This window comes from Nocardiopsis akebiae (assembly GCF_018316795.1).
In the GTDB taxonomy this organism is placed as follows: Bacteria; Actinomycetota; Actinomycetes; order Streptosporangiales; family Streptosporangiaceae; genus Nocardiopsis; species Nocardiopsis dassonvillei.
The window spans coordinates 1,849,575-1,872,562 of record NZ_CP074132.1 but is presented as its reverse complement, the minus strand read 5'-3'; the positions used below and the strand labels follow the sequence as shown (position 1 = coordinate 1,872,562).

General features: G+C 72.7%; 17 protein-coding genes. 5 read left to right on the top strand and 12 right to left on the bottom strand.

Annotated elements, in window-relative coordinates; translation table 11 throughout:
• Nucleotides 1–75: 75 nt before the first annotated feature.
• Nucleotides 76–2,109, bottom strand: a complete 2,034-nt coding sequence (malQ, locus tag KGD83_RS08000; RefSeq protein ID WP_212643220.1) for a 4-alpha-glucanotransferase — start codon at nt 2,107–2,109, stop codon at nt 76–78.
• A gap of 195 nt (nt 2,110–2,304) precedes the next feature.
• On the opposite strand from malQ, the gene KGD83_RS07995 reads away from it, so the two are divergent.
• Nucleotides 2,305–3,624 (top strand): MFS transporter, encoded by a 1,320-nt coding sequence (locus tag KGD83_RS07995; RefSeq protein ID WP_212643219.1) that lies wholly within the window; start codon nt 2,305–2,307, stop codon nt 3,622–3,624.
• Nucleotides 3,625–3,739: 115 nt separating this feature from the next.
• On the opposite strand, the gene KGD83_RS07990 is transcribed toward KGD83_RS07995, so the two are convergent.
• Nucleotides 3,740–5,179, bottom strand: coding sequence for an amidase (locus KGD83_RS07990; protein ID WP_212643218.1), 1,440 nt, complete (start codon nt 5,177–5,179; stop codon nt 3,740–3,742).
• Between the two features lie 212 nt (nt 5,180–5,391).
• Here KGD83_RS07990 and KGD83_RS07985 point away from each other — a divergent pair, with 212 nt between their 5' ends.
• Together KGD83_RS07985 and ilvD are read left to right on the top strand one after the other, a co-directional pair.
• Nucleotides 5,392–6,177, top strand: coding sequence for a nuclease-related domain-containing protein (locus KGD83_RS07985; RefSeq protein WP_212644316.1), 786 nt, complete (start codon nt 5,392–5,394; stop codon nt 6,175–6,177).
• Between the two features lie 241 nt (nt 6,178–6,418).
• Nucleotides 6,419–8,281, top strand: a complete 1,863-nt coding sequence (ilvD, locus tag KGD83_RS07980; protein WP_212643217.1) for a dihydroxy-acid dehydratase — start codon at nt 6,419–6,421, stop codon at nt 8,279–8,281.
• Between the two features lie 38 nt (nt 8,282–8,319).
• Here ilvD and KGD83_RS07975 read toward each other — a convergent pair whose 3' ends face one another.
• The 4 genes from KGD83_RS07975 to KGD83_RS07960 all read right to left on the bottom strand — a co-directional run bounded on the left by KGD83_RS07975 (nt 8,320) and on the right by KGD83_RS07960 (nt 9,884).
• Nucleotides 8,320–8,523: an FmdB family zinc ribbon protein gene (locus tag KGD83_RS07975; protein WP_017566030.1), complete on the bottom strand. Its 204-nt coding sequence runs from the start codon at nt 8,521–8,523 to the stop codon at nt 8,320–8,322.
• Between the two features lie 26 nt (nt 8,524–8,549).
• Nucleotides 8,550–8,963, bottom strand: coding sequence for a type II toxin-antitoxin system VapC family toxin (locus tag KGD83_RS07970; protein WP_212643216.1), 414 nt, complete (start codon nt 8,961–8,963; stop codon nt 8,550–8,552).
• The gene (locus KGD83_RS07965) at nt 8,960–9,211 is read right to left on the bottom strand and encodes a type II toxin-antitoxin system Phd/YefM family antitoxin (RefSeq protein ID WP_212643215.1); all 252 of its coding nucleotides are present in this window, start codon (nt 9,209–9,211) and stop codon (nt 8,960–8,962) included. The genes KGD83_RS07970 and KGD83_RS07965 overlap by 4 nt, the downstream gene beginning before the upstream one ends.
• A 172-nt stretch (nt 9,212–9,383) precedes the next feature.
• Nucleotides 9,384–9,884, bottom strand: a complete 501-nt coding sequence (locus tag KGD83_RS07960; RefSeq protein WP_019611059.1) for an HNH endonuclease — start codon at nt 9,882–9,884, stop codon at nt 9,384–9,386.
• A 378-nt stretch (nt 9,885–10,262) separates the two neighbouring features.
• Here KGD83_RS07960 and KGD83_RS07955 point away from each other — a divergent pair, with 378 nt between their 5' ends.
• Together KGD83_RS07955 and KGD83_RS07950 are read left to right on the top strand one after the other, a co-directional pair.
• Entirely contained in the window at nt 10,263–12,356 is a 2,094-nt protein-coding gene (locus KGD83_RS07955) for a prolyl oligopeptidase family serine peptidase (RefSeq protein WP_212643214.1), read from the top strand.
• A 137-nt stretch (nt 12,357–12,493) separates the two neighbouring features.
• Nucleotides 12,494–12,937, top strand: coding sequence for an acyl-CoA thioesterase (locus KGD83_RS07950; protein ID WP_212643213.1), 444 nt, complete (start codon nt 12,494–12,496; stop codon nt 12,935–12,937).
• 49 nt (nt 12,938–12,986) lie between these two features.
• Here the strand turns inward: KGD83_RS07950 and KGD83_RS07945 are convergent, their stop codons facing one another.
• The 6 genes from KGD83_RS07945 to KGD83_RS07920 form a co-directional block, all read right to left on the bottom strand.
• A complete protein-coding gene (locus tag KGD83_RS07945; protein WP_249352211.1) occupies nt 12,987–13,508 on the bottom strand; it encodes a globin in 522 nt (173 codons plus the stop codon).
• A gap of 133 nt (nt 13,509–13,641) precedes the next feature.
• Nucleotides 13,642–15,306, bottom strand: coding sequence for an energy-dependent translational throttle protein EttA (gene ettA / locus KGD83_RS07940; protein ID WP_212643212.1), 1,665 nt, complete (start codon nt 15,304–15,306; stop codon nt 13,642–13,644).
• A 111-nt stretch (nt 15,307–15,417) separates the two neighbouring features.
• Nucleotides 15,418–16,641: a DUF4192 domain-containing protein gene (locus tag KGD83_RS07935; RefSeq protein ID WP_212643211.1), complete on the bottom strand. Its 1,224-nt coding sequence runs from the start codon at nt 16,639–16,641 to the stop codon at nt 15,418–15,420.
• 85 nt (nt 16,642–16,726) lie between these two features.
• Complete coding sequence (locus KGD83_RS07930) at nt 16,727–18,103, bottom strand: GGDEF domain-containing protein (protein ID WP_212643210.1); 1,377 nt, start codon at nt 18,101–18,103, stop codon at nt 16,727–16,729.
• 561 nt (nt 18,104–18,664) lie between these two features.
• A complete protein-coding gene (locus KGD83_RS07925) occupies nt 18,665–21,073 on the bottom strand; it encodes a YfjP family GTPase (RefSeq protein WP_212643209.1) in 2,409 nt (802 codons plus the stop codon).
• The gene (locus KGD83_RS07920) at nt 21,070–22,965 is read right to left on the bottom strand and encodes a dynamin family protein (RefSeq protein WP_212643208.1); all 1,896 of its coding nucleotides are present in this window, start codon (nt 22,963–22,965) and stop codon (nt 21,070–21,072) included. Before KGD83_RS07920 ends, KGD83_RS07925 begins: the two co-directional genes overlap by 4 nt.
• Between the last annotated feature and the right edge of the window lie 23 nt (nt 22,966–22,988).

Sequence of the window (22,988 nt, the reverse complement as noted above, 5' to 3'; positions counted from 1 at the left end):
GATTCGAGCGCGGGCGTGGGCCCGGACGCGGGCCGGGCCCCTCGCGTCGCACCGGCGACGGTTCCGGCCGACCCGCTAGGGGGTGTGGTCGCGCCGGCCGACCGGCCCGAGGGTGCGACGGATGCGCGCCACCATGCGCGGGTCGGCGAGCAGTTCGTCCACCAGGACCGGCTCGCCCTCGCCGCTGGTGAGCGGGATGCGCCAGTTCGGGTACTCGTCGCTGGTGCCGGGCTGGTTCTGCATGCGCCGTTCCCCCACCACGTCGGTGAGCGCGACCCCGATCATGCGGGCGGGGGTGGCCACCAGGTAGGCGTGCATGGCCGCCACCACGGCGGCCGGGTCGGCCACCGGGTCCACGTCGTCGTCGAGCAGGCCCAGCTCCACCAGGAGCTCGCGCCAGCGCTCCACCCGCGACTCGGCGTCGGCGCGCTCCTCCTCCACGGGACGGCCGAGCAGGCCCAGCCGGTCGCGCAGCTCCACGTGCTCGGTGGACAGGAACGACGCCACCGGCGGCAGGTCGTGGGTGGCCACCGTGGCCAGGCAGTCGGCGCGCCACTCCCCCGGCGGGCGCGGGCGGCCGTCGGCGTCCTGCTCGAACCACAGCACGGAGGTGCCCAGGACCCCGCGGCCGGCGAGGTGCTCGCGCACCCACGGCTCCACGGTGCCCAGGTCCTCCCCGACCACGACGGCGTCCGCACGGTGGGCGGCCAGGGCGAGCGTGCCCACCATGCCCTCGTGGTCGAACCTGACGTAGGCGCCCTCGTCCGCGGAGGCGCCCTCGGGCACGCACCAGAGCCGGAACATGCCCATGACGTGGTCGATGCGGACCCCGCCCGCGTAGCGGAACGCCTGGGCCAGGATCTGGCGGAACGGTTCGTAGCCGCGCTCGGCCAGGCGCCGGGGGTGCCAGGGCGGCTGCCCCCAGTCCTGCCCACGCCGGTTGAACTCGTCCGGGGGCGCACCCACGTGCAGGCCGGGCACGAGCGCGTCCCCGTACATCCACGCGTCCGCGCCGCCCGCCTGCACCCCGATGGCCAGGTCGTGCACGATGCCGACGGCCATCCCGCCGGCCTCGGCGGTGGTCTGCGCCTGGGAGAGCTGCTCGTCGAGGATCCACTGGAGCCAGCGGTGGAACTCCACGGCGGGCCACCGGCGCAGGGCCTCCTCCCCGACTTCGCGGCCGTGGACCCCGCGCAGCCCCTGCGGCCAGGTCCGGTAGTCGGTGCCGTGCCGCTCTGCCAGGGCCGACCAGGTGGCGAACTCGATCAGCGGTCGGCCCTCGCGTTCGAGGTAGGCGCGCAGGGACGCCTCGCGGCCGGGGGCGCGGGGAGCCTCGAAGAGCACCTCCAGGGCGGCGCGCTTGGCCCTCCACACGGAGTCGCGGTCGAGGAGGTCGGCGGTGCGGCCGCGTTCGCGCAGCGGCCGGGCCAGGCGCTGGATGCCCTCGCGCTGGGCGGGGTCGAGCCGGGCGTACTCGGGCACGTCCTCGATGCGGATGTAGAGGGGGCTGGCGTAGCGGCGGCTGACCGGCAGGTAGGGCGAGGGCTCCACCGGGGGCAGCGGCTCGGTGGCGTGCACCGGGTTGATCAGGGCGAAGTCGGCGCCCAGGTCGCGCGCGCTCCAGTCGGCCAGCTCGGCGAGGTCGCGCAGGTCGCCGGTGCCCCAGGAGGCGCGGGAACGCACGCTGTAGACCTGCGCCATGACGCCCCACAGCCGCGGGTGGTCCCTGAGCGCGCTGGGTTCGATGCGGTCGGGGGCCACGAGCAGGGGCGCGGCGTGCTCGGCCGTGCCGTCGGTGACGCGCAGGGTGTGCACGCCCAGCGGCAGTCCGGGGCCGAAGGGCAGCAGGGAGCCGCCGGAGGTCTCGACGACGCCGTGCGACCCCTCGGGGAGCACGAGGTCGGGCGCCTTGCCCTCGCGGACGACCACCGCGGGCGGCAGCGGGTCCGGCGCCGCCCCGGCGTCCGGGGCCGCCGGGTCCACGCCCAGGGCCGCCAGGACATGGCGGATGGTGTCGGGACTGACCGGGACCCTGCGCCCCCGCCAGTCCTCGTAGGTCGTCGCGACTCCGTGCTGCTCTGCCAACCGTGCCAGCTGAACGTCCCTCACAGAATCCGATCATGCCCTACCAGGGTCCCCGTACACCGGAGGCCGTTCCGGCGTGGGACCAGAACGTGTCCCGGGTGCGGGCCGATAACGGCTCCCCGCGCGGCGCGTCCGGACTGTCCAGCACGTACAAGCGGGTGCTCTGCACAGGCCGTCAAATCGATCGCCCCGTGTCCTCGACATCTGCATAATCGGGGTGTGCTCGCCAACTACCGACGGCTCTTCGCCGTCCCCCACGTGCTTCCCCTGCTGGCCTGGTCCCTGGCCGCGCGCTTCTACATGCCGGGGCTGATGATCGCGGTCACCTTCCTGGTGGAGGAGTGGACCGGCTCGTACACCCTGGCCGGGCTGGTCGCGGGCGCCTTCACCCTGGGCATGGCGCTGGTGGGACCGCTGCGCGGGCGGATGGCCGACCGGGGCGGGACCGACCGGCTGGTGCTGGTGTGCGGCGTGGTGTTCAGCGCGGGACTGCTGGTCCTGGTCCTGCTGCCCGAGCGGCTGTGGTGGCTCTCGCTCCCGTTGGCGCTGGGCACCGGGCTGTTCGGCTCCCCGGCCAACCAGATCGTGCGGGCGCTGTGGCCGCGGCTGACGCGCGGCCCCGAACGGCAGGCGATCTACGCGGCCGAGGCGACCGCCCAGGAGCTGCTCTTCGTCTTCTCCCCGATCATGACCGCGGGCGTGGTGGCCTTCGCCGGTGCCCGCTGGGCGCTGGTGCTGCTGTCGGTGGTGGCGCTGCTCGGCTCGGCCGGGTTCGCGCTCGGGCTGCGCCGGGCCGGGGTGACCGGTCCCGCGCCGACCGGGGAGGGGGCCGGCGAGGAGCCGCCCGGTCCACGCCGGAGTCTGCTGCGCAGCCCGGCACTGGTGGCGCTGTTCCTCATGTGCCTGCTGATGGTCAGCGGGATCATGGGCGTGGACCTGGTGATCGTGGCGTGGGCCAACGAGCTCGGCGCCCCGCAGTACGTGATGGTGCTGGCGTCGGTGTGGGCGCTGGGGTCGCTGGTGGGCGGGGCCGTCGCGGGCGCGCTGCGCGGCCGCCCCCACCTGGTGCGCCGCTGCTTCGGCTCGGCGCTGGGCGTGGCGGTGCTGGTGCCGTTCGTGCCGCCGATCGCGCAGTTGCCGACTCCGCTGCTGGTCACACCGCTGCTGTTCCTGTCCGGCATGGCGCTGGCGCCGACCCTGGCCGCGGTCATGGGCCGTCTGGGCGATCTGGCCCCCGCGCGGCGGCGGGCCGAGGCCTTCGGGTGGATGTCCACGGCGCTGGGCGTGGGCGGGGCGGTGGCCGGTCCGCTGTCCGGCGGCCTGATCGACCTCATGGGTATCGCGGGCGGCGTGCTGGGCGCGGCGGTGCTGGTGCTGGTGTCGGCGCTGCTGAGCCTGTTCGTGCCCGAGCCGCCTCCCGAGGCCGTCGAGGAGCCGGACGGCCTCGATCCGGAGGAGGTCGGGGGGAGCGTGCTGGAGGCCCCGCCGGTGCACGGTGCCGCGGCGGGCGCCGAGGCCGCGTCCGACGACCCCCGCTGAGGCGCGGGCCGCCGGAGCGCGCGCTCCGCGCCGGTCCCCGACGGCGGCGCCGCCGTCGGCCCCGGTGACGGAACGACCGGGTGGGCGGCCCCGGCAGCCGCACCGGCGTCCGGTCTCAGACGGTGCGCAGCGGCGGGACGCGGTGGGCCCAGGGGCGCGCGCGTTCGAGCTGTGCCGACAGTGACAGCAGGGTTCCCTCGCCGCCCATGCGGCCGGTGAGCATGACACCGATCGGCAGCCCCTCGGGCGACCAGTGCAGGGGGACGCTGACCGAGGGCTGTCCCGAGACGTTGTAGACCGAGGTGAACGGCGCGAACGCGGTCATCCGGCGGAACTCCTCCTCGGGTCCGGCGCCGGTGAAGTGCCCCAGCGGTACCGGGGGCGCGGCCAGCACGGGTGAGAGCACCGCGTCGAGGTGTCCGGTCGCGGCGACGAGGGAGCGGACGCCGCGCTGGAGGCGGGCGCAGGCGGCGATGTAGTCGGGCACGGGCGTGGCGCGGGCCCGTGCGCGCAGCCACTGGTTGAGGGGGCTCAGCTCGGCCTCGCGGGCGGGGTCGACCGGCGTGGCCGAGGCCATCGCCGCCCAGACCACCCCGAAGTCCGCCATGAAGGATCCGCCGAAGTGGGCGTCCCCGGGGGCGGGGACCTCCTCCACATCGTGTCCCAGGTCGGTCAGGAGGCGGACGGTCTCCTCGTGGGCGGCCAGCACGTGGGGGTGCACGGGGATCCGGGCGGAGCCGGTGGTGGTGTGGCAGCCGATCCGCAGGCGCCCGGGTTCGCGGCCCACGTGGTCGGCGAAGGTCTCGCCGGGCGGCAGGGGCGGGGCGGTGAAGTGGTCGCCCGGGCCGGAGAAGGCCATGGCGTCCAGGAGGAGGGCGGCGTCCCGGACGCCTCGGGTGAGGGGCCCGGCGGTGGACAGGCCGGCGAGGTCGGGCTTGAGGGGCGCGCCGGAGATCCGGCCGCGGGTGGGCTTGAGGCCGAAGAGCCCGCACGCGCTGGCGGGGATGCGGATCGAGCCGCCGCCGTCGCTGCCCTGGGCGACGGGGGCGAGTCCGGCGGCGACGGCCGCCGCGGCTCCTCCGCTGGAGCCGCCCGGGGACAGGTCGGTGTTCCAGGGGTTGCGGGACGGCGGGGCGACGGCGTTCTCGGTGTAGCAGCTCGACCCGAACTCGGGGGTGTTGGTCTTTCCCGGCAGGACCGCGCCCGCGGCGCGCAGCCGGGCGACCATGCCGGAGTCGGTCGGGGCGACGGCGTCGCGGAAGACCGGTGAGCCGTGGGTGACGCGGACCCCGGCAACCGGGTCGAGGTCCTTGACGGGAACGGGAAGCCCGAGGAGCGGCGGCAGGGCCTCCGGCGTGTCGGCCATCACCCGGTTCTGCGCGTAACGGGCTTGTTCGAGCGCCTTTTCCGGGGTGACCGTAATGTACGCGCCGACGAGGTGGTCATACCTCTCGGTGCGGTCCAGGAAGTGCTCAGTGATCTCAGTAGGCGACAGCTCACGACTGCGGACCATCGCGAGGAGCCGATGGGCCGGAAGGTCATGGATCTGGGTCATGGCGAGTCAGGTTAGCGGGCACACCGCAGGGCACCACCGTGAGGAGGACTCGACTTCTCCAGAGAGAATGACAGAAGGGTAAGCATTCCCTGTCCTGAGGCGGCCGACACGCTTGGACGCCGAGGAACGGGGTTAGAAAAGTGTGAGAAGTAATGCACTAGGACTCGGATATGGATCGAACTAACCTGTCCGACGTGAAATCGGCTACCAGAGTGAACGGCTCCACTCCATCGTCCGAGGGATCGGACTCCGAAAGGCCCGAATCCCTCTTTTTCCCCAACCAGAGAAAGAAGAAGGACACCTCGGGCGGCAAGGCGGTCTACGGCGCCCTGCGTTCCAACCGCTCGGCCCGCAGGTGGGTGGTGCGCGGCGGCGGTGCCGCCGTGGTGGCCGTCCTGGTCGGCCTGCTCACCTCCGACTGGCGGACCGGCGTCAGCTTCGGCGTCCTCACCCTGGCCGGGATCATGGTGTACTCCTCCCGGCGCGAGTCGGAGATCCCGCGCTGGCGCAAGCCCTCGGCGGCCCAGCGCAAGACCGAGGCGCAGCTCAAGGTGATGAAGCAGCTCGGCTACCGCGTCCTGCACGCGCGCGCGGTGCCCGGCGGCAACGGCCAGATCGACCACTTCATCGTGGGTCGGCGGGGCGCGTTCGCCATCGACTCCGAGTCGTGGGACAAGCGGCTGCCGCTGCGCAACAAGCTGGAGAAGCTCTACCACGGGCGGTTCAGCAAGAACGAGCGCATCGACGAGGCCCTGGAGGAGGCCAAGCGGGCGCAGGACCTGATCAGCTCCGAACTGGGGCGCGAGGTCAAGGTGCGCGCGTCGCTGGCCATCTACGGCCCCGGCATGCCCTGGGACAGCCACCGGCTGCGGGGCGTGGACATCATCACCGGCACCAAGGTCCGCAAGTGGCTGCGCAGCGGTCGGGACCGCCTGACCGAGGAGGAGATCGAGGAGATCTACCAGGCCGCGATGAAGGCCCTGCCGCCCAGGTACTGAGACGCCCCCCACCCCTGGCACCACCCCGGCCCGGGACGGACCACAGCGCCGTGGCACCCGGGCCCTTCCCGTGTCCAGGGGCTTCCCGCTCCCCCGCACCGGACCCGCCCGGGCCGCGGCCCGGCCTTCCCACCACGGGCGTCTCACGATCCGGATGGCCCGTCTTCCACTCCGAGACCAGAGCGGTGCGACGAAGGACTACCATCGAGGGGAAACACCCGTAACGATGGGAGCCCACCCCATGCCAGCCCTACGCTCACGCACCGTCACCCACGGCAGGAACATGGCCGGCGCGCGTGCCCTCATGCGCGCCACCGGTGTGGAGCGCGAGGACTTCGGCAAGCCCATCGTGGCCGTGGCCAACAGCTTCACCGAGTTCGTCCCGGGCCACGTCCACCTGCGTGAGGTGGCCGAGGTCGTCGCGAACGCCATCCGCGGTGCGGGCGGCGTCCCCCGAGAGTTCAACTCCATCGCCGTGGACGACGGCATCGCCATGGGCCACGGCGGCATGCTCTACTCCCTGCCCAGCCGCGAGCTGATCGCCGACTCGGTCGAGTACATGGTCAACGCGCACTGCGCCGACGCCCTGGTGTGCGTGTCCAACTGCGACAAGATCACCCCGGGCATGCTGCTGGCAGCGCTGCGCCTGAACATCCCCACGGTGTTCGTCTCCGGCGGCCCCATGGAGGCGGGCAAGGTCACGGTGGTCGACGGCACCGCCACCACCGTGCGCAAGCTGGACCTGATCAACCCCATGATCGCGGCCGCCGACGAGAGCGTCTCCCAGGCCGAGCTGGACGAGATGGAGGAGGCCGCCTGCCCGACCTGCGGCTCCTGCTCGGGCATGTTCACCGCCAACTCGATGAACTGCCTCACCGAGGCGATCGGCCTGGCCCTGCCCGGCAACGGCACCGTTCTGGCCACCCACACCGCCCGCCGCGCCCTGTACGAGGACGCCGGACGCCTGGTCGTGGAGGCCGCCAAGCGCTACTACGAGGACGACGACTCCTCCGTCCTGCCGCTGTCCATCGCCACCCCCGAGGCCTTCGGCAACGCCATGGCCCTGGACGTGGCCATGGGCGGCTCCACCAACACGATCCTGCACCTGCTGGCCGCGGCCACGGAGGCGGGCGTCGGCTTCGGCCTGCCCGAGATCGACGCGGTCTCGCGCCGGGTGCCGTGCCTGTGCAAGGTCGCGCCGAACACCGAGAAGTACCACATCGAGGACGTGCACCGGGCGGGCGGCATCCCCTCCATCCTGGGCGAGCTGGCCCGAGGCGGCCTGCTGGACACCTCCCTGCCCACGGTGCACGGCAAGACGGTCGGCGAGTTCATCGCCGAGTGGGACATCGTCTCCGACAGCGTCTCGCCCGAGGCCGTGGAGCTGTTCCACGCGGCCCCCGGCGGCAAGCGCACCACGAAGGCCTACTCGCAGGACACCCGCTGGGACACCCTGGACACCGACCGGGAGAAGGGCTGCATCCGCTCCGTCGAACACGCCTACACCAAGGACGGCGGCCTGGCCGTGCTGTTCGGCAACCTCGCCCCCGACGGCGCGATCGTCAAGACCGCGGGTGTGGAGGAGGAGCTGTGGACCTTCTCCGGACCGGCCAAGGTGTTCGAGTCCCAGGAGGACGCCGTGGACGGCATCCTCAACAAGCGGATCGAGCCCGGTGACGTGGTGGTCATCCGCTACGAGGGGCCCAAGGGCGGCCCGGGCATGCAGGAGATGCTGTACCCGACGAGCTTCCTCAAGGGCCGCGGCCTGGGCAAGGCCTGCGCCCTCATCACCGACGGCCGCTTCTCCGGCGGCACGTCGGGGCTGTCCATCGGCCACGCCTCCCCCGAGGCCGCCGCGGGCGGTGACATCGCGCTGGTGGAGGACGGCGACGTCATCAGCATCGACATCCCCAACCGGGGCATCGTGCTGGAGGTCTCCGCGGAGGAGCTCGACGCGCGCCGCGAGCGCCTGCTAAAGGAGCTGGGCCGCTTCAGGCCGCGCGACCGCCAGCGACCGGTGACCGCGGCGCTGCGCGCCTACGCGGCCATGGCGACCTCGGCCTCGACCGGCGCCGCGCGCGACGTGTCCCAGGTCGAGAGGTAGCGAACCGGGGGGGGGGGCGGTGCGACCGCCCCCCGCCCTCAGGAGCAGCATCCGCCCCCGCAGCACCCTCCACCGGAGGGCGCGGGGGCGGACGCGCGTCCGCCGACCGCCACGGTGGACAACAGCCGGACCGTGTCGCCGTGCCCCTGGGGGCAGGTCGCCGGGTCGCCGGCCCGCGCCATCGGACGGGAGAGCTCGAAGGTGTCGCCGCACTCGCGGCAGCGGAAGTCGTATCTGGGCATGCGGCCAGAATACGACCGCCCCCGGCTCATCCCGTGAAGGGGTTCAGGAGCCGCACCCCCCGGTTCGCTACATCCTTGGTGTTACGGGTGACGAACGTCCACCCGTGGTGCTTGGCGGTGGCCGCCATCAGGCCGTCGACCACGGGTATCCGGTCCGGAACGTTCATCGGAGCCCACTCGAGAACGACTCCCACGTCCACGGGAACGACCCTGTCGCCGTAGGCGCGGACGAGTCGGCCGAGCCAGTCGGACAACTGCTCCGCCCGGGAACGGTCGCCCCGGTGGTGCAGCTTGCGGACTCCCAGCCGGATCTCTCCCACTACGAGTGCGCTGATGTACAGATCCGAGTCCTCGACCTCGTCCCACCACCTCAGAAACCCCGGGTCCGGCTCACGCCGACGCAGTTCGGACAGAACGTTCGTGTCGAGGAGGAAGCTCAACGTTCGCCCCAGTCGATCTCGCGCCCCAGATCCGGCACGCGGACCTCGTCGAGCACGTCCAGCGGAGGCACGGAACCGAGAAGCTCCTTGAAACCTCCGGACTCTCCCTTCAACCTGCGGTACTCCTCGATGTCCACCAGTACCGCGATCTCGCGCCCGTGGCGTGTGATGATCTGGTCGCCCTCACTCTCCACTGCACGAAGCACCTCGCTGGTGCGCTGCTTCAGTTCCTGGACCTGCCATCTCACGGCGACCACCTCCGCTTGAAGTCTAGACTGTCTGGACAGAAGGTGACGGACGTTTCGCCTCGTAGCGGGGAAGGGACGGGGAAGCACGCGAGCGCCCCCCGGCGCGTGTGCCGGGGGGCGCTCGGGGTCGGGGGCGGCGCCGGGTGGGACGCGAGGTCCCGGCTCCGCCGGATCAGGCGGCCAGGTGGGCCATGTACGGCTCCCACTGGGGATCGCCGTGGAGGTCACCGTTGATCAGGCGCCAGTGGGGCCCCTTGGGCACCTTGGGGGTCACGTGCAGCTCCCAGCCGAGTTCGTCCAGGAACTTGTCGGCCTTGCGGTGGTTGCACGGCTTGCACGCGGCGACCACGTTCTCCCACACGTGCGCGCCGCCGCGGCTGCGCGGGATGACGTGGTCTATGGTCTCGGCCTTCTTTCCGCAGTAGCCGCAAGTGTGCCTGTCGCGCCGCATGAGGGCGACCCTGGTGAGGGGCACCCTGCGGCTGTAGGGGACGCTGATGTAGCGTCGGAGCCGGATGACCGACGGCACGTCGTAGGAGCGTGTCGCCGAGTGCAGTATCGCGCCCGCGTCGTCCTGGTGGACGACCTCCGCCTTCTCCCTCAGGACGAGCAGGATCGCCCTGCGCAGGGGCAGTGTCGTCAGTGGTTCGAAGCTGGCGTTGAGCAGCAGCACGTGGCGGCGGGCGGTGCCTGTGCCACCCTCCCGGCTGCTTCGGGCGCTCATCGCGTCGCCCCAGCCGTCGTCAGTGACGGCCGTGTCTCCTCCCCGGCCAGCCGATCGGCCAGCCAGGAGACCTCCCTGTGCACCGATCCGAGGATCGATGGTTCCGTACGCCTTGCCACACGGACCTCCCGGTGGTCCCGCCGAGTTGCGTCCCGCATTCAGTTTGCGTGGTCGGACCGCTCCGGCGCCACCCCAATTTGCGCTGGGCCGCCCAGAAACCGCGTGTTCCCCCTTTTCCCGGCTCCATTGTGCGCTGACGGCGCTCCTTTTCACACTGGCGCCGCGCCGAGCACACCCGGGTGGATGACGGTGGATAGGGTGCGAAGTATGCGTGAACTCCGCTACCCCCAGGCCGCACGGCTGGACATCATCGAGAACCTGCACGGCCACACGGTCGGTGACCCCTACCGGTGGTTGGAGGACGGCGATTCGGCGCAGACCAAGGAGTGGGCTGCCGCGGAGGACGCCCTGTACACCGAGGTCTCATCGCGGTTCACCACACGGAACTGGTTCGCCGACCGGGTGCGGTCCCTGCTGGGCGCCGGAAGCGTCGGTGCGCCCGTGTGGCGGGGCGAGCGCCGCTTCTTCGTCCGTCGCGCCGCCGAACAGGAGCACGGCGTGCTCTACGTCCGGGACGGTGACGGCCCCGAGCGGGTGCTGGTGGACCCCGGGGCGCTCGACCCCCAGGGTCTGACCACGCTGGACGCCTGGAAACCCGACCACTCCGGCGCGCTCCTGGCCTACCAGCTCTCCGAGGGCGGCGACGAGGAGTCGGTGCTGCGCGTCGTGGACGTGGCCTCCGGCGACCTGGTGGACGGGCCAGTCGAGCGGGTCCGGTACAGCCCGATCGCCTGGCTGCCCGACTCCTCCGCCTACTACTACGTGCGCAGGCTCCCCCGGGACCAGGTGCCCGAGGGCGAGGAGAGCTACCACCGCCGCGTCTACCTGCACCGCCTGGGCACCCCCGCCGAACAGGACACCCTGGTCTTCGGTGAGGGCCGCGACAAGACCGAGTACTTCACCCCGGTCGTGAGCCGGGACGGGCGTTGGCTGGTGCTGCTCGCCAACCGCGGCACCTCGGCGGCCACCGACGCCTGGATCGCCGACCTGTCCGACGGGAACCTGGACGCGCCGCGTCTGGTCCCCTTCCAGGAGGGCGTGGACGCCTCCCTGTACCCGCACGTGGGCAGGGACGGGCGCCTGTACCTGTTCACCGACAGGGACGCCCCGCGCGGACGGCTGTGCGTGGTCGACCCCGCCGACCCCGGCTACGGGAACTGGACCACCCTGGTCCCGGAGGACCCCGAGGCGGTGCTGGAGGGCTACGCGGTCCTGGACGGTCCCGGGATGGAGCGGCCCGAGCTGCTGGTCCTGCGCAGCCGCCACGCCGTCAGCGAGATCACCCGGCACGACCTGGCCACCGGCGAGCCGCTGGGCGGGTTGGACATGCCCGGTCTGGGCACCGTGGCCGGGCTGGTCGAACGCCCCGAGGGCGGGCACGAGGCGTGGTTCGGCTACACCGACAACACCCACCCCTCGTCGGTGTACCGCTACGACGCGCTCTCGGGCGAGGTGTCGCCGTGGGCCGACGCCCCCGGTGACATCGACCTGCCCGACGTGCGGGTGGAGCAGGTCACCTACACCTCCCGCGACGGCACGGCCGTGCGCATGCTCGTGGTCTCGCCCCAGGCTCCCGCCGAAGGGCCGCGGCCGACCATCCTGTACGGCTACGGGGGCTTCCGCATCTCCCTCACGCCCGCCTACTCGGCGGTGGCGCTGGCCTGGGTGCGCGCGGGCGGCGTGTACGCCGTCGCCAACCTGCGCGGCGGGCTGGAGGAGGGCGAGGAGTGGCACCGGGCGGGCATGTTCGCCGACAAGCAGAACGTCTTCGACGACTGCGCGGCGGCGGCCGAGCACCTGATCGCCACCGGGGTGACCGACCCCGAGCACCTGGCCGTCATGGGCGGCAGCAACGGCGGACTGCTGGTGGGGGCCATGGTCACGCAGCGGCCGGACCTGTTCACCGCCGCGGTCTGCTCGGCCCCGCTGCTGGACATGGTCCGCTACGAGCGGTTCGGACTGGGCCAGCTGTGGAACGTGGAGTACGGCACCGCCGACGATCCCGAGCAGCTGGGGTGGCTGCTGGGCTACTCGCCCTACCACAACGTGCGCGAGGGCACCCGCTACCCGGCGACGCTGTTCACCGTGTTCGACAACGACACCCGCGTGGACCCGCTGCACGCGCGCAAGCTGTGCGCGATGATGCAGCACGCCACGGCGTCCGCGCCCGAGGAGCGGCCGATCCTGCTGCGCCGGGAGTCGGAGGTGGGCCACAGCTCGCGGTCGGTGAGCCGCAGCGTGGCGCTCAACTCCGAGCAGCTGGCCTTCCTCGCCCACCACCTGGGGCTCCGCGTGGGCTGAGAGGCCCTCCCCGGTGTCCGCCCCGCGAGAGCAACAACACAGGGGCCGGGCACCGGGGGACGCCCGTTCCTCCGCGAAGCGTTGGGACAATCGGGAGGAACCCCTCCCCCAGGAGAACAGCGCGAGAGGATCCGGACGTGACACAGACCGAGACCGGAGCCGCCGACAACCGGACGGCCGAGCCCCGCAGGCACGTGCACCTCGCCCAGGTCCGCTACGCCGACCTCGACCCGCAGCACCACGTCAACAACGTGCGGATGCTGACCTACCTGGAGGACGCCCGGGTGTCCTTCCTGCGCTACGGCGGCGCCGTCGAGGGCGACGAGGTCTTCGGCGCCATGGTGGTGGCCCGCCAGGAGGCGGACTACGTGGCCCCGCTGCTGCCCCGCTCCGAGCCGGTGCGCGTGGAGCTGTGGGTGACCGAGGTGCGCAACGCCAGCTTCACGCTGGCCTACGAGATCCGGGACGAGACCACGGTGTACCTGCGGGCCAGGACGGTGCTGGTCGGCTTCGACGTGCCCACGCAGCGCGCCCGGCGGCTCGACGAGGTCGAGCGCGCCTTCCTCGCCGACTACGCATGAGCCCAGCGGGGACCGGACGGCCCGGTCCCGGCGGCCGTGTCGCCCCGGGTCACTTGAGGGAGATGGTGACGGCCTCGCCGTCGTCACCGTCGTCGCCCTTGGCCGACACCGAGACCCGGGTCGGGTTGGCGACCTCGGGGGCGGTGGTCTCATCGGGCACGTTGACCATGCTGTGCGCCGCCATGACCATGTACTCCCAGAGCTGGCGCTCCAGGGCCTCGTGCAGCTCCAGGGAGTCCACGGCGGCGCGCATGTGCGCGAGCCACAGGTCGCGCTCGGCCGCGCCGATGCGGAACGGCACGTGCCGCATGCGCAGCCGGGGGTGGCCCCGCTGCTCGTTGTAGGTGCGGGGGCCGCCCCAGTACTGGATGAGGAACAGGCGCAGGCGCTCCTCGGCGGGGCCGAGGTCCTCCTCGGGGTACATGGGCCGCAGCACGGGGTCGTCGGCCACCCCCTCGTAGAAGCGGCGGACCAGGCGGGTGAAGGTCTCCTCACCGCCCACGGCCTCGTAGAACGTCATCTGCGCGGGCTTTTCGCCCGCGCTCTGCTGGGAATCGCGCGCGGAAGTCATCGCCACCAGGGTATGCGACCACCCCGGCCCGGACGAGTCGTCCGGGCGGAGAGCGCGGGGGCCCGCGGCCGGATCGGGGATCCCGCCGCGGGCCCTGGGAACCGCTCGGCGCGGGGCGCTCGGCCCCGGCCGGTCAGTCGCGGGTGAGCTTGCGGTGGGTGACCGCGTGCGGGCGGGCGGCGTCGGGGCCCAGGCGCTCGACCTTGTTCTTCTCGTAGGACTCGAAGTTGCCCTCGAACCAGTACCAGTTGGCGTCGCCCTCCCACGCCAGGATGTGCGTGGCGACGCGGTCGAGGAACCAGCGGTCGTGGGAGGTGATCACGGCGCAGCCGGGGAAGTCCAGCAGCGCGTTCTCCAGGGAGCCGAGGGTCTCCACGTCCAGGTCGTTGGTGGGCTCGTCCAGGAGCAGCAGGTTGCCGCCCTGCTTGAGGGTGAGGGCCAGGTTCACGCGGTTGCGCTCACCGCCGGAGAGCACACCGGACGGCTTCTGCTGGTCGGAGCCCTTGAAGCCGAACGCGGCGACGTATGCGCGGCTGGGGATCTCGACCTTGCCGACCTCGATGAAGGTCTCGCCGTCGGAGATGGTCTCCCAGACGTTCTTGGTGTCGTCGATGCGGCCGCGGTACTGGTCGACGTAGGAGATCTCGACGGTCTCGCCGACGTTGATCCTGCCCTGGTCGGGGGTCTCCTCACCCACGATCATCTTGAACAGCGTCGTCTTGCCGACACCGTTGGGGCCGATGACGCCGACGATGCCGTTGGGCGGCAGCGAGAAGCTCAGGTCCTCGATGAGCACGCGGTCGTCGAAGCCCTTGGTGAGGTTCTTGACCTCGACCACGGTGTTGCCCAGACGCGGGCCCGGCGGGATCTGGATCTCCTCGAAGTCCAGCTTGCGGGTCTTGTCGGCCTCGGCGGCCATCTCCTCGTAGCGCTGGAGGCGGGCCTTGCTCTTGGTCTGGCGGGCCTTGGCGTTGGAGCGGACCCACTCCAGCTCGTCCTTGAGCCGCTTGGCCTTCTTGGCGTCCTTCTGCCCCTCGACCTTCAGGCGGGCCTGCTTGGTCTCCAGGTAGACGCTGTAGTTGCCCTCGTAGGGGTAGAACTGGCCCCGGTCCAGCTCCAGGATCCACGTGGCGACGTGGTCCAGGAAGTACCTGTCGTGTGTGATCGCGATGATGGTGCCCGGGTACTTGGCCAGGTGCTGCTCCAGCCAGTTCACGCTCTCGGCGTCCAGGTGGTTGGTGGGCTCGTCGAGCAGCAGCAGGTCGGGCTGCTCCAGGAGGAGCTTGCACAGGGCCACGCGGCGCTTCTCGCCACCGGAGAGCTGGGTGACGGAGGCGTCGCCGGGCGGGCAGCGCAGCGCGTCCATCGCCTGCTCCAGCTGGCTGTCCAGGTCCCAGGCGCCCCGGTGGTCGAGCTGCTCCTGGAGCTTGCCCATCTCCTCGAGCAGGTCGTCGGAGTAGTCCGTCGCCATCTGCTCGGCGATCTCGTTGAAGCGGGTCAGCATCGCCTTGGTCTCGGCGACGCCGTCCTCGACGTTCTCCAGGACGGTCTTGTCCGGGTCGAGGTGGGGTTCCTGCGCGAGCAGACCGACGGTGAAACCGGGCATGAGCCTCGCCTCGCCGTTGGACGGCTGCTCGATGCCGGCCATGATCTTCAGAAGCGTCGACTTACCCGCACCGTTGGGGCCCACGACGCCGATCTTGGCTCCGGGCAGGAACGACCCCGAAACGTTGTCCAGGACGACCTTGTCGCCGTGCGCCTTGCGCACGTTGTTCATGGTGTAGATGTACTCCGGCATGAGTCCAAGCCTAGGGTGTCGCGGCCAATGCCCCCGCCATGGACCGGACCCGCGGGGGCCGGTTCCGGGCGGCGGCCGCGGCCCGGAAGCGCCCCGCGGGGCCGCGACCCCTCACTCCCGCGGCCGCTGGCTCCTCGCCCGCAGCCAGCGGGGCGTGAACTCCCGCCAGCGCTCCACGGGCAGCCCCCAGGCCAGGGCCCTGCTCATCAGCACCGCCATGGAGTAGCCGGGGTCGGCGTCCAGGGCCACCTCCAGCGCCGCGGCGGCCAGGGGCTCGTCCCCGCGCTGCCAGGCCGCGACCGCCAGCAGCGAGGCGGGCGCCGCGCGCTGGTGCCGGGGCAGGTGGCGGGCGAGCCGGGCCCACAGTTCCTGGTGGGCGGGGGCCGCCTCGGCGGTGATGCGCGCCCACGCCTCGTCGCGCACCCGGATCTCGCCTAGGTAGACCCCCAGCCAGGCCAGTTCCTCCCGGTCGGTGACGCCCCGGCCCTCCCGTTCGGCCCGCACCGCCGCGAGCACGGCGCTCAGGCCCCGGTCGGTGAGCGAGCCCCGCATCCCCTGGTCCAGGAGCCGGCGGGCGCGCGCCTGCACCTCTCCGGCGACCTCGTCCATCGCGGTGCGCTCGGGGCCGTGCACGGGCCGCAGCACCTCCCGCACCCGATCGATCCCGGCCGTGACCTCCGAGAGCGGCTGGACCGGGACGATCCCGTGCAGGACCGCGCTGGCCGGGACTGTGGAGCTGTCCACGTTGACCACCGTCCCCTCCACCGGACAGCAGTCGGCCCTGGCACAGGTGTAGGACCAGTAGCGGCCGCCGGTGACCCGCAGGGCGTCGACGACGGTCAGGCCGCGGCTCCGGGCCGCGGACAGGATCCTGTCGACGTGGGGCGTGACCCGTTCGGGCGGCCCGTAGGCCACGACCACCAGGGAGGTGCAGCCCTCCGCGGCGGCCATGTCCACGGGGACGACCGCGCGCTCCAGCGGGTCGCCGGCGGCGGCCAGGCGGTCCAGGTCGCCGCAGAACGCCGAGTGCACGCCCTTGTCGCGCACGGCGAGGACCACGATCCCCGGATCGGGCGGCGTCCCCACCAGGTAGGGCAGGGTCGCGATGACGTCGGTCGGGTTGGTGAGGGTGAGGGCTGTGCCCGCCGCGGCGGGACCGGTCCGCCCCTGCCCGCCGGGGCTCCGGGGCGGGGGGACGGGAGCGCCGCCGCCCCGGGAGCGCCCGGACGCGGTCGGACGGTCGGACTGGGCGGGGCGGTCGTGGTCCGGTGCGGAGTCGAGGGGGCGCCGGGGGTCGGAGGGGCCGAGGGGGTGGTGCGGCTGGTCAGAGTGCATATCTTCACGTTGCGTGATCCGACGGTTCGGGCGCAACGTCCTTCTTGGCGCTGTGGACAACTCCGTCAGACCACGAAGCCGCAGGTCAGGGAAGCTCGGTGTGCTCGGTGGGGTCCGTGTGCTCCTTGTGACCGGAGATCTCCCCTCCCCTGGGCCCCGGGATCTTGCCGCCGCTCCCGGGGCGCCCGGCGGGCAGGCAGACGCGGTTGCGGCCGGTCTCCTTGGCCCGGTAGAGCGCGAGGTCGGCCGCGGTGAGCAGCTCCACCAGGTCGTTGCCGTGGTCGCCGATGACGGCCGCGCCGATCGAGATGGTGATGGACACCGGCACGTCGTCCACCGCGATCTCCATGCGTCCCACCTGCGAGCGCAGGCGTTCGGCGGCCCGCCAGGCCTCGGCGGTGTCGGAGCCCGGCAGCAGCACCACGAACTCCTCTCCGCCGAACCGGCCGAGCAGGTCGGACTGGCGCAACTGCTGGGCGATGGTGGTGGCGACGCCGAGCAGCACCTGGTCGCCGAACAGGTGCCCGTGGTTGTCGTTGACCCTCTTGAAGTGGTCGATGTCGATGATCAGCACCGCCGCCCTGCCCCGCGAGGAGCGGGCCCTGGCGATCTCCACCGACGCCTCCTGCTCCCAGGTGGGGGCGTTGAGCAGGCCGGTCTTGGGATCGGTCCGCGCGGCCATCTGGAGCTGCTGGTACATCAGGCTGCGCTGGAGCAGCAGCACCGGGGGGACCGCGATGAACAGCAGGAACAGCGACAGGTGGGCGAGGATGGCGACGGTGACGCCGACACATAACTCGACGGCGTCCACGATGAGGGCCTCGCGGTCCCACATGGGCCGCAGGGTGTGCCCGGGGCCGCTGCTGATCCGCGCGGCCACCGCGACGAGCAGGTTGTTGAGGACGGTGAAACCCGTGCAGCACAGCACGGCGACGAGCACGCCGGGGCCCGTGGTCAGGTACTCGTGCGCGCCGGGGGTGCCGCCGAGCCCGTCGACCAGGCCGCCGCCCCAGATCGAGTGCCAGGTCACCGAGGCCAGGAACCCGGACAGGGCGATGGAGGCGGCGTTGAACACCCGCCGGTGGAGCAGCGCCCGGCGCGTGCGGTACTGGAGCATCAGGAAGACGGGCACCGGCAGTATCAGCGCGTACAGCGGCGGCAGCAGGAGGACCGCCGGGAACCACCAGGCCCCCAGGAAGTCCCGGTTGATCCCTGCCGGCGTGCCGAGGCGGCGGCCCGCCTCCACGCAGAGCACGGCGCCCGCCAGCAGCGCGACCAGGGTGACCGCGTCCATCACCGCGGCGGCCGTCAGGGCCACCGCGCCTCCGAACAGGAACAGCGTCGCGGACACGAGCAGCGCCATGTAGACGACCAGCCCGCGGGGCTGCTGGAGGATCGGCCAGCGCGGACGTTCGTCCTCGGGACGCCCGGCCGGCGCGATCGGCTTCTCAGAGATGCTCACCGTTGCGCCTCCCTCCTCACATCGCTCTCCACCGTCCGACTCCTACACCCGCCTCTGATGGGTCCACCGCCTCCCACGGTTCTCCCTTCGACGGGGTTGTTTCGCCGCGCGTTCCCTTACGGTGCCAGTCGGTTACGACAACGGGGTGTCGGGACCCGACGACGGTGCGGCTCGCCAGTCCCGCGACACGCTCCACTTTACATTACGTTGGGTAATAACTTAATTGCTGATTGTGTGATCGCCGTGGGTAACGGGCTTGCGGCCGGCGCACCCGGTTTTCACGGGGTTGGGCTCAGCGGTGATCTAGGGCATCCTGCCGTAGGGACCCTCCACGGTAGCCACTGTGTGGCACGGCGTGTCGACCGCCTGACACCCCGCACACCCGGGCTCCCACGGCACTCACTACAAGGAGCACACATGTACAACGGCACTGTCTGGGTCTAGAACCCGTTACAGCTGAGTGAAGATCACCGGGGACGGGCGGCGCGGTGCCGCCCGTCCCCGGCCTCGGAAACGCGGTGGGGATCCGGCCCGGGCTTCGGCGCCCGTCCGGCCCCGGAGTCAGTCCGCCGTACTGGCCACCTCGTAGGCCGCCCGGAACGCCCGGTAGCTGGCCAGTTCGGCCTCCAGCGGCTCGACCACGCGCAGTCCGGCGATCTCCCGGACCCGGGCGGAGGCCGTACGCTCCACGTCCTCGCGGCGCTGGACCGCGGCCACCTCGACGAGGTTGCCGCAGCCCACCCCGGTCAGCCACCCCACCAGCAGGGCCGCGACCACCAGGACGCCCGAGTAGGCGGCGAAGACCGGGTCGTCGAACATCGCCAGGCCGGTGATGCCGCCGCCCAACCAGCTCGACAGGGTCACGACGGCCCAGGCCAGACCCAGGCCCGCGACCGCGAGCAGCGCGTACTGGGCCGCGCGGGCGACCTTCCACCACGACGGGCTCCGGTCGGGATCGCCGACCGCGCCGGCCACGGCCTGCCCCAGTTCGGCGGGCAGCTCGGGAACGGCGCCGAGGGCCACGGCGCGCATGCGGCGGCGCCACAGCGGGGGCATGCCCTCCGAGACGCTGTCGGCGGCCTCGCCCAGCGCGGTCTCGAGCTCGGCCTCGTGCGCGTCCACCGGGCCGCCCACACCGCTACCGCTGTCGCGGCGCAGGAAGTCCAGCTGGACCGCGGCGAGCGGGTCCTTGCCCAGCCGCAGCGAGCGGCGGGCCACCGGCCAGCCGACCTGGCGTCTGCCGCGCCGGACGTCGTTGGTCTCGGTGACGTCGGCGACCGCCGCCACACCGGCCGCGTTGGCCAGTCCCTCCTGGACGCGGGCGCGCACCTGGGCCGGGACCGCCTCGGGCACCGCGCCCTCGCCGTGGAACTCGCCGAAGGGCTCGACCACCTGGTCCAGGTCGGCGGCAAGCCGGTCCACCAGCGCGCGCCGCTCGCGCACCGTCTCGGCGAGGAACTCGCGCAGGTCGCGGACGCCCTGGCCGGTGAGCGTGGACGTGGTGATCACCCGCGGGTGCACCCCCGACTCCGTCTCCAGCAGGCGGCGCAGGTCGGTGAGCAGTTCCTCCAGCTCGTCGGGCTCGACCTTGTCGACCTGGTTGAGGACGGCGACGGTGACCGCGCCGTGCCCGGCCATCTGCGCCAGGTAGCGGTGGTGCACCGCGGCGTCGGCGTACTTCTGCGGGTCGAGCACCCACACCAGCAGGTCGACCGAGCCGATGAGGCGGTCGGCCTCGGCGGTGTGCATGCTGCGGACCGAGTCGTGGTCGGGCAGGTCGAGCAGGACCAGGCCGGTCAGCTCGGAGCTGCCCGTGTCCAGGACGCTGGTGCGCGAGTGGCGGTAGCGGGTCGGGACGCCCAGCCAGCCCAGGAGGGCGTCGGCCCCCTCGTGGCCCCACACGCAGGCGTGCGCCTTGGAGGTGGTGGGCCGGGTCACGCCGGTCTGCGACAGCTGGAGTCCGCACAGGGCGTTGAACAGCGAGGACTTGCCGCTGCCGGTGCCGCCCGCCAGGGCGACCACGGTGTGGTCGCCCGACAGCCGCAGCCGGGCCCCGGCGTGGTCGAGCAGTTGGGTGGACCGGGCGACGAGTTCCTGCGGCAGGTCGTCGCGGCCCAGCTCGGTGAGCGTGGACAGCGCGTCCAGGCGCTCGATCAGCTCGGCCCGGGTGGTGGAGCGGGCGGAGTGCCAGGCGTCGTGGGTGGTGGGACGGTACTCCTCGTCCTCCTCCGCGTCGGCGGCGGTGTCGGCGCCCACGGCGCGGAAGGCCCCGGAGACCGCGGAGGGGCCGGGGACGCGGCGGGGCAGCGGTTCGGGCCCCTCCGAGGCTTCGGACCCGGTCGGCGCGGGCTCCTCGGACGCCTCGTGCCCGCCCTGGTCCGGGGAGTCCTCCCGGGCACGGTGCGGTGCCCGGTCCCCGTCCCGGTCCCCGGACTGCTGGCCCACGACCGGGAAGGCGCCGGTGGCGCGCCCGGCGATACGGGTGTCGTCGGCCGCCTCCGCGAGGCTGCCGACCCATCCGGCGAGCCCGTCGGGGTCCTCGTGGCGGTCCTCGTCGGGACGGGGCTCCCCCTCGCGCTCCCGGTCCGCGAGGGACCGCGCGTGGCGTCCAGAGCGCCGCTGCGCGGCGGGGGACGGCGCCGGTTCCTCCGGTTCCGCGTCCGCGCCGCGGGGGGCGCCGTGGTCGCTCTGGACGCCCCGGTGCGGGGCTCCGGCGCCCGAGGGGTCGGGGTATGCCGCGATGCCGTCGTAGGCGGGGTCCTCGGAGCCCGCCTCGGACACGGCGTGGTCGGGATGCTCGGGGACCGGCACGGTGTACCCGCGCCAGGGCCCGGACGCCGCGTCGCCGCGGGGGCGCCCGTCGTCACCGGCGCCGGGCGCACTCCGTCCGTTCTCGCGGTCCTCGTCCTCGGCGCGACCGTGCGCACCGGGCTCCCCGTACGCCTGCGCGGGGTTCCATTGAGTCGTCATCGTGCAATCTCAAGGTTGTACGTGGCCTGGTAGAGCTGGACGGCGGTGTCCTCGGACGGGATGGCGGCAGACGCCAGGGCGCTGTCGAAGGGCACGCGCTCGCGGTCGAGCAGTCCCTGGACGCGCTGGCGCAGGTCGTCCCGTGCCGCTGCGCCAATGCTACGCAGTGACTGGGCGCCGAACAGCCCCTTGAGCAGGCGCTGCGGGGAAGGGCCGGAGGCCTCGGCCGCGTGGGCGCCGCCTCCGGAGCGGGACCGCTCGTAACCGAGCAGGTCGATGATCAGGACCAGGGCGACGACGTCGTGGTCGAAGGTGACGAACCGCGCCACAGAGCGCTTGGTGGCGCCGCTGGCGGTGGTCATCTCGACGACGCCGCGCTGCCACTCGGCGATCTCCTGGCGGATCTGCTGCGAGAGCAGGCCGGTGCCGGGCTGGTTGAGGGCCTTGGAGGCGAGGTCGCCGCCGCCGGGGACCTCGCGCCACCTGCGCTCGACCTCGTCGGAGGCGCGTTCGCAGGTGGAGACCACCAGGGCCTCCAGGCCGTCGCGGACGGCGCGCTCCAAGGCGCCGACCCGCTGGCCGCGCTCGGCCTGTTCGGCGCGGCCGCCCGTGCGCGTGCGCCTGCCGCGCGGGCGCAGGCTCCTGGTGAGCTCTCCCCCGGCCGCGACCTCCTGCCAGCGGGCGAGCAGCGATCCGCGCAGCAGGGAGCCGTCGGCCAGGCTGGTGTCGACGCGGTCGCGGGCGGCGGCGTAGGAGTCGTCGACGGCGGCGGTGAGGGTGCGCCCGGTCTCGATCTGCGTCTCCACCTGGCGGGCCAGTTCGGGCACCCGCGTCCGGAAGCTGTCGATGACGCCGATGAAGGTGCGCCGTGAGACGCGGTCGCGCTGCTCGGCCTCTCCCGCGACCTCCGCCAAGTAGTCGCGGATGTGGTCGGCGACGTTGGAGGTGAAGCGCTCGCCCCGGATCTGGTCGGTCTCGGGGATGGCGAACCGGGCGGCCGCGCCCAGCCCGTTGGCCTCCAGCATCGCGCCGAAGTGGTCCAGGAGCTGGCGCCTGCCCCTGCGCGGCACCCGGGAGAGCACGACGGCCAGGGAGGTGTCGCGGTCGCGGGCGACCTGGAGGAACTCCCACACGCGCGCGTCGGCGTAGCGGCTGCTGGTGGTGACGAACACCCACAGGTCGGCGGCGTCGAGGAACTTGGCCGCGAACTCGTGGTGCGCGGCGACGGCGGAGTCGACGTCGGGGGTGTCGAGCAGGGCCACGCCCGGGGGCATGGCCTCGGTGGCGGCGAGCACGAGCATGCCGTCCTTGCCAGGCATGGCCAGGCCCTGCTGGCGCACGCGCGGCAGGGAGGGGATGAAGGAGGCCTCGCTGAACCAGTCGACGTCGGCGGGGTTGCAGGCCAGGACGGGGCTGTTGGTGGTGGGGCGGCGCACGCCCGTGGTGGTGACCTGTTCGCCGACCAGGCTGTTGACCAGGGTGGACTTGCCCGCTCCGGTGGATCCGGCGACCGCGATCAGCAGCGGGATGTCGGGGCGGCGGACCCGGGGCAGGACGTAGTCGGAGAGCTGGGCGAGCACGTCCGCCTGGAGTGCGCGGCCCTCCTCGTCACTGGGCAGGCCCTCGGCGAACTCCAGGTCCCGGATGTGCTTGCGCAGTGCTTCCAGGACCTGTTCGAAGTGGTTCTCTTCGGGTTGGGGGGCGCGGTGCTTGGCCGGTCCGGCGGCGAGCGGCACGGTGGGCCCCCGTCGGGCGCCGACGGCCGCGCCGTCGGCCTCGCGCGCGGGTTCGGAGCCCTGGGCGGGCTGTTCGGAGGTGGCGGCCGGTCCGGTTCCGAACCGGTCCGGAGCGCCGGGACCGTTGGTCCCCGGTGCGGCCGACGGCCGGGTCATGATCGGTGTGCCCTCCTCATCGG

Coding starts and splice junctions, on each gene's coding strand:
- KGD83_RS07990 (WP_212643218.1), bottom strand. CDS start 5,179: ATGACCCAGATCCATGACCTTCCGGCCCATCGGCTCCTCGCGATGGTC.
- ilvD (WP_212643217.1), top strand. CDS start 6,419: ATGCCAGCCCTACGCTCACGCACCGTCACCCACGGCAGGAACATGGCC.
- KGD83_RS07975 (WP_017566030.1), bottom strand. CDS start 8,523: ATGCCCAGATACGACTTCCGCTGCCGCGAGTGCGGCGACACCTTCGAG.
- KGD83_RS07955 (WP_212643214.1), top strand. CDS start 10,263: ATGCGTGAACTCCGCTACCCCCAGGCCGCACGGCTGGACATCATCGAG.
- KGD83_RS07945 (WP_249352211.1), bottom strand. CDS start 13,508: ATGACTTCCGCGCGCGATTCCCAGCAGAGCGCGGGCGAAAAGCCCGCG.
- ettA (WP_212643212.1), bottom strand. CDS start 15,306: ATGCCGGAGTACATCTACACCATGAACAACGTGCGCAAGGCGCACGGC.
- KGD83_RS07935 (WP_212643211.1), bottom strand. CDS start 16,641: ATGCACTCTGACCAGCCGCACCACCCCCTCGGCCCCTCCGACCCCCGG.
- KGD83_RS07925 (WP_212643209.1), bottom strand. CDS start 21,073: ATGACGACTCAATGGAACCCCGCGCAGGCGTACGGGGAGCCCGGTGCG.
- KGD83_RS07920 (WP_212643208.1), bottom strand. CDS start 22,965: ATGACCCGGCCGTCGGCCGCACCGGGGACCAACGGTCCCGGCGCTCCG.